Genomic DNA, 8,997 nt, shown 5'->3' on the forward strand with positions numbered 1-8,997 from the left:
CGGCGCGGCCCCGGCAAGGCACGTCGCAATCGTCAGCACCTTCCCCTGTGCTTCAGCAATAGCCGACGGGTAAGCCGGAGCGTGATCGTATTTCGATGGTCCTCCGTCGAAATGTAATTCCGCAGCGCGCAAATTCCACTTTGGCCGGAGACGCGCTAAGCTTGTGCTCGGCCAGCGAATCCCTGGCCCTCGTTTCGCCCGGAGAACCCTACGCGATGGTCCTGTTGAGTATGACCGGCTTTGCCCGCAGCCATGGCGCCAGCGGGCCTTATGCGTTTGAGTGGGAGCTGAAATCGGTCAATGCCAAGGGGTTGGACCTGCGCGTGCGGCTACCGCCGGGTTGGGACGAACTGGAGGTGTACGCCAAGAAGCGTGCCAACGAGGTGCTGTCGCGGGGCACGATCTACGCCAATTTCAACGTGAAGCGCGTCAACGCGTTGTCGACGGTACGTATCAACGAAGGCGTTCTGGCCTCGATCGTGCGCGTCGCCGGAGCGCTCGCCAGCAAGATTGATGCGGTGGCGCCGAGCATCGACGGGTTACTCGCGATCAAGGGCGTGATTGAGGTGGTCGAGCCGGAAAGCGATGAAGCGGAAGATAAGGCCGCGAAGGATGCCGCAGCCGCAGCCTTCGATCAGGCGTTGGCCCATCTGGTCGACATGCGCCAGCGGGAGGGCGCTGCATTAGGGCAGATTCTGTTGCAGCGAATGGATGAGATCGAGCAACTGGCGAAGAAGGCGGAAGCGGCGCCAGGACGCAAGCCCGACGCGGTCAAGGCGCGCCTTGCCGAGCAGATTGCGGCGCTGCTGGAGACGTCTGACCGTTTCGATCCCGATCGTCTCAACCAGGAAGCGCTTCTGATCGCGGCAAAGGCCGACATTCGCGAAGAACTTGATCGCATTGCCTCTCATGTGGCTCAGGCACGCGAAATGATCGCCAAGGGCGGGCCGGTTGGCCGGCGTCTCGATTTCCTTGCGCAGGAGTTCAATCGCGAGGTCAATACATGTTGCTCGAAGTCCAACGATATCGAATTGACCAATACCGGCCTTGAAATGAAGAACGTGGTGGAGCAATTCCGCGAACAGGTGCAGAATCTGGAGTGATAAATGGCGGATCGAGGGCACGGCGATGTCGGTTGAACGGCGCGGATTGATGTTCGTCCTGTCCTCGCCATCGGGCGCGGGCAAGACGACGTTGTCGCGTCTGCTGATCGAACGAACGGCTGGCTTGAAGATGTCGGTATCAGCGACGACCCGCTCGATGCGGCCCGGAGAAGTCGACGGCCGCGACTATCTGTTCGTCGACCAGTCCCGTTTCAAGGAGATGGTCCACCGCAACGAACTGCTCGAGTGGGCGACCGTATTCGACAACAGCTATGGTACGCCGCGGACAGCCGTCGAAACGGCCTTGTCGGCGGGACAGGATGTGTTGTTCGACATCGACTGGCAGGGCACGCAGCAGCTTCGCGAGAAAGCCCGGGCGGACGTGGTGAGCGTGTTTATTTTGCCGCCGTCGGCAGCCGATCTGGACAAGCGGCTGCATAGCCGCGCCCAGGACAGCGATGCGGTCATACGTGCGCGCATGAACCGCGCTACGCACGAACTCAGTCACTGGGCTGAATACGACTACATCGTCATCAATCATGACGTCGACGAGGCTTTCGCCGAGGTGCAGTCGATCCTGAAGGCAGAACGGCTCAAGCGTGAACGCCGTACCGGCCTGACGACATTCGTTCGAGAATTGCAGCGGCAATTGGAAAAGTAGCCGGTTTCACCTCCGCGCGTACCGCGGCGCGCGCGAGGCAAAGTCCGTCGCGCGGTCTTTCGAAGGCCCTACGCCCCGCGCGCTGCGGGCAAATCGCGGCCGATAATCCCTGACATCCGAGGATAGTTGATCCGAGAGGATGATACGATCGTCATCCGTCGTTTCCCAGACCGGCGCCCTTGCGGATCGCACCTTGCGGCGCCGTATCCGCATGCGGCGACGCCTGGCGATGAGCGCTGCAGCACCGGCAAACGCCAGCGCGCCGACCGTGGCGGCGAACAGCGTCGGTATCATTTCCGGCCGAATCGGCATGGATAAACTGGCGTGCGGGGCCGACGGAGCGGCGACCGGAGCCGGGTCGGCGGATGATTGCGTTACATCACTGGCGGGAGAGGCCGTGCTCGCTGCTGCCTTCGGCATGGCGAAGGCCGGTGGCAATGTCGGCCAGCGCGTGGCTACGGCTGCGGTGACGTTCCAGACCGAGGGGTTTGCAGAACTGGCTTCGTTACCAGCTGCATTAGAGGGCGGGCTGACGGTGCGAGTGTCTTCCCGGACGGCCTGCTGCGGGCGCAGCTCGGCGCGGGCATCGGCGACCGATGGCTTCGCGACGGGAGAAGGTGACGGTCGACTGTTTTGCGGAACGGCTTGCGACACCTCGCCGTCCTCAAGACGAAGATACCAGCAGTTGCGCTTGTTGGCGTGGTCGATGCGATAACGCCAATGGCCACCGGGTGGCGTTTCGCCTGTCGGACCAGAAAGGCAGCTATCTGCCGCAGCCGTCTGGCCATATGCAATCGTCACAAGCGGGATTCCCACAAGGATGCTGACAAAAACGGCCGATACGAATTTCGCGGTTCGGCTAGGCATGCGTATCTCCGGTGAACGCGATACATTTCACACGCCAAACTTCACCAAAAACTTGGGTCGCAATACGCCACAAATCCGGACAGCATAAGGCTTAATTCGGGCTGGCGCCCGTGGTCTTGGGAGACACGCTCTGGATGACGATTCCGGGGCTTTAGTTCTTCGGTAGAGCCTTAGTTTTTCAGCACGATGCGGCCGACGACCTGACCGGCCCGCAGCGCATCGATCCATTTCTGGACATCCGCCATCGGCTCCTCCCTCATCGGTGTCGGCTTGATCTTGCCGGCGCGCGCCAGCGACATCAGTTCATGCGCCTCACCGAGCGTCCCGACCATGAAGCCTTCGATCGTCATGCGCTTGTAGACCCATTGCACCATGGGCAGGCTGAAATTGCCGCCCATGAGGCCTGACACCACGATCTTGCCGCCGCGCGCCAGAACCGAAACTGCGAACGCCATCGACTTTTCGTTGCCGGCGAAATCGACGATCTCGTCGAATCCTCCGTCGGTTTCCTTGATGATGCGCCGGCTGATCTCCGGCTCGGACGGATCATAGGCGAAAGCCGCGCCGTTCTTTAGCGCGCTCTCGCGGGCCGCCGCGCTCAGGTCGGCGACCGTGATCGGCTGCTTGAACAACGCCTGCGCAAAAGATAGCCCCATCATGCCGACGCCGCCGAGACCGATCAGCAGCAGGTTGCGCTGTCGCGGGCGGTCGACCAGCCGCTTCAGCGCGCCATAAGCGGTGACCCCTGAACACATCAGCGTCGCGGCCTGATTGACCGGCAGCGGATCGTATTCCAGCAGGTATTTTGCGTCCGGCACCAGCACGTGGGTGGCAAAGCCGCCGTCGATGGCGACGCCGAGAAACCGCTGCTTGGCGCAGAGGTTTTCGTCACCTGCCAAACAGTCACGGCATTGACCGCAGCCGATCCAGGGGAATACGGCCCGCTTTGCGCCGACGATATCCTTCGGCACGTCGGGGCCCACTTCCTCGACGACGCCTGCGATCTCGTGGCCGAGCGTGAAGGGCAGCGTCATGCCACGGGTGGTGTCGAGCTTCTTGCCGCCACCGAGATCGGCATAGCCATCCTGGATATGAAGATCGGAATGGCAAAGTCCGCAGCGCTCGATCCGGACCAGAACCTCCCGGCCCACGGGCTTTGGCGCATCGATGACCGTTTCGCACAGCGGAGCATCGAATTTGACCAGCGATTGGCGGCGCATGAGCGGCATGAGATCTCTCCGGGAAATGTTCAGCTAGTGCCGCGAATTTGAAGTTCCTATGGTCTCGCGGCAAGTTCGTCTAGAAACTTCAAATTCAAATCCGCACCAGATCAATAAGTTGCTGGAGCTCCTTTGATTCCGAAGCTCGCATCAGAGGTCGCCGTGATCGCCTGCGAACTTCGGAATCTGAGCTCCAGTGTTGCGTATATGGGTCAATTCCTGAGCCATGGCAACAAAGCCGCTGACGGGAACGGTCTCTGCGCGCCGGGTCACATCGATCTGGGCTGCGGCGGCCAGCCGGGCTGGATCGATGGCCAGCGATTTCAGGCTTTGACGCAACATCTTCCGCCTTTGGCCGAAGGCTGCGGCAGTTACCTGCTCCAGCGTCCGGCGGTCGCAGATTTCCGGGGCCGCGCGCGGCAGCAACCGCACGACAGAAGAGGTCACTTTGGGTTGCGGCACAAAAGCAGCCGGCGAAATATCGAACAGGATCTTTGTCTCGGCGCGCCAGTTCGCCAGCACGCCGAGCCGTCCATACGCCTCGTCGTTCTCGTGCGCCACGATACGTTCGGCGACCTCGCGCTGAAACATCAGCACCATCATGTCGTACCAGGGCGGCCAAGGTTCGATCGACAGCCAATCGACGAGCAGTGCGGTCGCGATATTGTACGGCAGGTTAGCGACGATTTTTGCACGAGCGGATCCAAGCCATGGACGCGGATCGAAACGCTGCGCGTCGGCGCAGACGATCTCCAGCCGTCCCGGATATCGCGTGGAAATTTCTTCAAGCGCGGGCAGGGCGCGTTCGTCGCGTTCGACGGCGATCACGTGGCGCGCGCCTGATGCCAGCAGTGCCCGCGTTAACCCACCTGGGCCGGGACCGATCTCGACAATGGTTGCATCCTCAAGCGGGCCGGCGGCGCGCGCGATCCTGGCCGTGAGGTTGAGGTCGAGCAGGAAATTCTGGCCGAGAGATTTGCGGGCCGACAGCGAATGGCGGCGAATGACCTCGCGAAGTGGCGGAAGGTCGTCGATCGCGCTCATGCTAGTGTCCCGGTTCTGACATTCGTATCTTATCGCGGCGAGTTCGCAGCAAGACTGGAAGGAACGTCAAATTCACTGCACTGGCCGGGCGTCGGCCATGCGGGCGGCGAGTCTCAATGCCGCAATCAGGCTCGACGGATTGGCTTTGCCCGTTCCGGCGATGTCGAAGGCCGTTCCGTGATCCGGCGAGGTACGGATGAAGGGTAATCCAAGGGTGACGTTGACCGCGTCCTCGAAGGCCAGCGTCTTGATCGGGATCAGCGCCTGGTCGTGATACATGCAGATCGCGCAGTCATATGTTCGCCGCGCGGCGTCGTGGAACATCGTGTCGGCCGGCAGCGGTCCCCGGACTTCCAAACCCTCACCACGCAGGCGGTTGACGGCAGGCGCCACGATGGTCTGATCCTCGATGCCCAACGAGCCGTCCTCGCCAGCATGCGGGTTGAGCCCGGACACGGCGAGACGTGGACGCGAAATTCCGAAATAGGATTTCAATCCGGCCGCCGCGATACGCGCCGTCGTAGCGATCAGATCGCTCGAGAGCTGCGCCAGCGCCTCACGCAACGAGACATGAATCGTTACCGGCACGACGGCAAGCGTTGGTGACCATAACATCATGACAGGCTGCGGTGTCGAAGCGTTCGTCGCGGCGAGTTCGGCAAGGTATTCGGTGTGACCCGGATGGCGAAAGCCGGCGCGGTAGAGCACGTTCTTGGCGATCGGATTGGTGACGATCGCGCCCGCCCGGCCTGCCATCACGTCGCCTACCGCCTGGCGGATCGAGACCATGGCTGCGCCGGCGCTGCTGTCATCGGGGCGGCCGGGTTGGGCAGTTGCAAGGTGACCGGTGGCGACGACCGGCAAGGCTTCCGCGAATGTACCGGCTGCGTCTTCAGGGCGAACCTCGGCGAGCCTGACGTCCAGTCCAAGCGCCTTGGCGCGGCGATCCAGCGAAGCAGCGTCGCCCAGCCAGTAGAAAGCGGGCAATTTTAGTTCGCTACGGCGCAGCCACGCTTTGAGCGTGATGTCGGGTCCGATGCCAGCCGGCTCGCCCGATGTCAGCGCAAGAGGCTTTGCCATGCGTCAACGATATCCGGTCATTGCGACTTCGGATATTCGATCATCGCGGCTCGGCGGACTTCCTGCAAATACGACTTCGATTTCGCCTCGTATTTGGCGTTGTACATCTTTTCGCGAATTTCCCGCTTTTTAGGGGTGTCGACCTTGGTCGGGTCTCTGGCGCACAGCACGACCATTTCAACACCCTGCTTGGTTATCTCAGGCGGCGTCAGGTGGCCGACCGGCGTGTTGTCGAGGATCTCGCGGAGTGCGGCGGGCATGTCGGCCGAGGTTTTAACCACGGTTTCGCGTATTGCCGCGTTCTGCATCGATTTGAAGAATGCGTTTGCCTCGGCGCAGGTCTGGATGCGGGTGCGCAAGGCTTCGGCTTCCTTCTTGCGCGCTTCAATGACATCCGGTCCAGACCCTCGTGGCACAACCAGCACGACTGGCTGCATCTTGTATTCGAAGCCCGGGGTGTCGGGTGTTTGTTCGACGCCCTGTTCCTTGACCTTCTCCTCCACGTCCTTTTCTCCGACCTGAAGGCTTTCCTTGTACCGGCCGCGGACCAGGCTGCTCCAGACCATGTCGGCCCTGATGCGCGCCTTGAGCGTTTCGGCGCGAATGCCCTGGGCCTCCAGTGTCTTCGTGAGCTGATCCGGAGTAATTCGCATTCGTCCGCTCATGCTGGCATAGGATTGATCGATGTCGCTGGCGGAAGGATCGACGCTGAATTTCTTTCCTTCCCTGATTTTCACCTTTTCGTCGATCAACTCGTTGATCACGTCCTGACGATCCGGCATTTTGTGGGTGCTCAGCATGGTCAGCTTGGAACGCTGCTCGATGTCGAAATTGGTGATGGGTTCTCCGTTGACCATGACAACGACCTGCTGCGCCCTTGCCAGCGACGGGGTTGCTACCATCAAAACGACGGCCATGCCGCCGCCCAGGATGAGCGTTGAAAGCCTTCTAAAGAGTGTAACAGCCATGGTTGTCTTCTACGTTAGCCTAAGTCGGATGAAGCAGATTTGACGTCCATGCCGCCCGCAAATTTGCAAGGCGATCATTAATCCAAAACCCCACCAGAACCCATGCCAGCCAGCGGCCCTTTCGTCCAGCTTGGCAAGGCCTGCTGCTTTACTCGGCAATAACGCCCACGTGTCCCACGGCCAAGCCTTAGTTTTGCGATGACGAGTTCGTGTTGGCAAGGGTCCGCAGGCCGAGCTGCAACATGAAGGCATGGCCAAGGATGGGCGGTGAGGTGGTGGTCGCATAGGAGAAGGAGGTGACGTAGTTGGCCGCCAGCACGAAGCAATCGTCAACATAGCCCGCGCCGACGACGTATTGGTTGATCTGGTTGGCGACCAGATCCCAGCGGGCGGCGCCCTGGGCGACCCAGTTGTTTGCGATCTTGACCGAGCCGTTGACCAGAATGCCCTCGCGGCGGGTCAGGTATCCGAGGTCCGGCTGCGCGGCGTAATCGCCGTAGAGTACACCGACCGCCCAGCGATCGAAGTGTGCACTTGCCTCAGTTTCGAAACGCTCGATATTTCCGGTCGCCTGGTCGAACCGCGCCCGCGTCGCGATCGTGTAGGTGCGGTTCGGCGAGTAGGCGAGGCTCGCGACGTAATCTGATTTCGGAGTCTGCAAGCCCGAATCGACGCCCGTATTGGTGACGTCCTGCACCGCGAAGGAGTTCATGCCGAACAGCTGGTAGGACTGGCCGAACGCCGCTGTGATCGATCCGCCGCGGTCGAACTGGGTGGTCGCCTGTACGCCGGCATTGGCCCGTCCACCGCCTTCGACGCGGTCGTAGCCGGAGAACTTGTCGACCTCGAACAGGTTGGAGGTGTCAAACACCATGCTCTGGGCGTCTTCGTTGGGCAGTTTGCCGGCATAGGATTCGTTCGGACGGATGATGACCTGCGCGATCGGCTCGATGGTGGTGGAGCCCCATGGCTGAACGTTGATGAAGGGGTAGCGATATTCGAGGCCGACGGTCGGCATCACCCGCAGCGCCTGGGTGTCGCCGACGGGCAGGAAGTTGGCAACGCCCGGCTGGTTGGAGACGCTGGCATTGATGGCATCGGCCCGCACGCTGGCAAACGGTGTCCAGATTTCACCCGCCGGGTCCGTGAACGAGCGCCGCCAATCGACCTCGCCGGAGAAGCGCGTATAGGTGCCGGGCATGCCGCGCATCAGGCAGTTCTGGCGGTTGATGTTCTGGGCCGTGTCGGCGGTCGCGTTCAGACAGGCGCCGGTGGCGGCGGCAAGCAGATTTATCGGATCGAACACTGCTTGGTCGCGGGTGAGGTTGGTGAAGTTGGTCTTGTAGCTGACCTCACCGCCCAACACCGAGTGGTTGATCACGTTGGAATAGTCGACCACCGGCCAGATCACCGGCACCTGCGACTGGCTGCCGGAGAGGCTGAGGTAATAGATCGTCCGCGCATCGAAATAGCTGCGATTGCCGACGCCGGTCAGATAAAGCTGCGACGGCGCTTCCGTCGGCAGGGTCAGGAACGAGTTCAGCACGTCCTGGTAAACCGAGAGCCGGTAATCGAACAGCAGGTTCGGATCTGTGAGGGCGACACCCTCCCAGCCCCAGACCCATTTGTCGTTCAAGGCGAATTCGCCCTTGGTCTCCACGCCGCCGCGGAACTGCCTGTCGCCGGACTGGCCGGCAAAGGCGCCGGGATCGAGCTGGTCGATGCCGTAGGCGCGGATCTGGTACGAGCCGTCCATCAGGCGCTGGCGGAACTCACCCTGAAGCAGCACGCCTTGATTGGTCATGAAGCGCGGATTGAAGGTGGCGTCATAGTCCGGCGCAATCGCCCAGTAATAGGGAACTTCGACCGCATATCCGTACTGGGGGGTGGTCGAGATGGCCGGCGCGAGGAAGCCGCTCTTGCGCTTCACTGTGGGATCGGGCGCGGAGAAATACGGAATATAGGCCAGCGGAACACCAAAGAACTCCAGCTGCGCATTTTCGAAGTAGAGCATCTTGTCGATCTGGTCGTGGATGATGCGCATCCCCTTGACC

The 8,997-nt window shown here is 61.4% G+C and carries 8 protein-coding genes; 2 read left to right on the plus strand and 6 right to left on the minus strand.

Translation table 11 applies throughout. The annotated features are described in order from the left end of the window. The first annotated feature begins 215 nt into the window (after positions 1-215). Complete coding sequence (locus WB528_RS23300; RefSeq protein WP_423891109.1) at positions 216-1,103, plus strand: YicC/YloC family endoribonuclease; 888 nt, start codon at positions 216-218, stop codon at positions 1,101-1,103. 25 nt (positions 1,104-1,128) lie between these two features. Beyond that, on the plus strand, positions 1,129-1,764 hold the full coding sequence (gene gmk, locus WB528_RS23305) for a guanylate kinase (RefSeq protein WP_423891111.1): 636 nt from the start codon (positions 1,129-1,131) through the stop codon (positions 1,762-1,764). A gap of 6 nt (positions 1,765-1,770) precedes the next feature. On the opposite strand, the gene WB528_RS23310 is transcribed toward gmk, so the two are convergent. The 6 genes from WB528_RS23310 to WB528_RS23335 all read right to left on the minus strand — a co-directional run. Further along, a complete protein-coding gene (locus WB528_RS23310) occupies positions 1,771-2,631 on the minus strand; it encodes a hypothetical protein (RefSeq protein WP_423891113.1) in 861 nt (286 codons plus the stop codon). Between the two features lie 170 nt (positions 2,632-2,801). Continuing rightward, positions 2,802-3,860, minus strand: coding sequence for an alcohol dehydrogenase (locus WB528_RS23315; protein WP_423891115.1), 1,059 nt, complete (start codon positions 3,858-3,860; stop codon positions 2,802-2,804). Positions 3,861-4,001: 141 nt separating this feature from the next. Beyond that, positions 4,002-4,895 carry a 16S rRNA (adenine(1518)-N(6)/adenine(1519)-N(6))-dimethyltransferase RsmA gene (gene rsmA, locus WB528_RS23320; RefSeq protein WP_423891116.1) on the minus strand — a complete coding sequence of 298 codons (894 nt, stop codon included), beginning with the start codon at positions 4,893-4,895 and terminating at the stop codon, positions 4,002-4,004. A 72-nt stretch (positions 4,896-4,967) separates the two neighbouring features. Continuing rightward, positions 4,968-5,975 (minus strand): 4-hydroxythreonine-4-phosphate dehydrogenase PdxA, encoded by a 1,008-nt coding sequence (gene pdxA, locus WB528_RS23325; protein ID WP_423891118.1) that lies wholly within the window; start codon positions 5,973-5,975, stop codon positions 4,968-4,970. A 17-nt stretch (positions 5,976-5,992) separates the two neighbouring features. Then, positions 5,993-6,943, minus strand: a complete 951-nt coding sequence (locus tag WB528_RS23330; RefSeq protein ID WP_423891120.1) for a peptidylprolyl isomerase — start codon at positions 6,941-6,943, stop codon at positions 5,993-5,995. Between the two features lie 187 nt (positions 6,944-7,130). Next, positions 7,131-8,997, minus strand: a 1,867-nt coding sequence (locus WB528_RS23335; protein ID WP_423891122.1) for an LPS-assembly protein LptD, incomplete at its 5' end; no start/stop codon positions are given.

Origin of the sequence: Bradyrhizobium sp., from assembly GCF_049586575.1 — a bacterium.
Taxonomy (GTDB): Bacteria; Pseudomonadota; Alphaproteobacteria; order Rhizobiales; family Xanthobacteraceae; genus Bradyrhizobium.

Excerpts from the sequence above, each read along its gene's own strand:
- WB528_RS23300 (WP_423891109.1), top strand. The coding sequence starts at position 216 with ATGGTCCTGTTGAGTATGACCGGCTTTGCCCGCAGCCATGGCGCCAGC.
- gmk (WP_423891111.1), top strand. The coding sequence starts at position 1,129 with ATGTCGGTTGAACGGCGCGGATTGATGTTCGTCCTGTCCTCGCCATCG.
- WB528_RS23310 (WP_423891113.1), bottom strand. The coding sequence starts at position 2,631 with ATGCCTAGCCGAACCGCGAAATTCGTATCGGCCGTTTTTGTCAGCATC.
- WB528_RS23315 (WP_423891115.1), bottom strand. The coding sequence starts at position 3,860 with ATGCCGCTCATGCGCCGCCAATCGCTGGTCAAATTCGATGCTCCGCTG.
- rsmA (WP_423891116.1), bottom strand. The coding sequence starts at position 4,895 with ATGAGCGCGATCGACGACCTTCCGCCACTTCGCGAGGTCATTCGCCGC.
- pdxA (WP_423891118.1), bottom strand. The coding sequence starts at position 5,975 with ATGGCAAAGCCTCTTGCGCTGACATCGGGCGAGCCGGCTGGCATCGGA.
- WB528_RS23330 (WP_423891120.1), bottom strand. The coding sequence starts at position 6,943 with ATGGCTGTTACACTCTTTAGAAGGCTTTCAACGCTCATCCTGGGCGGC.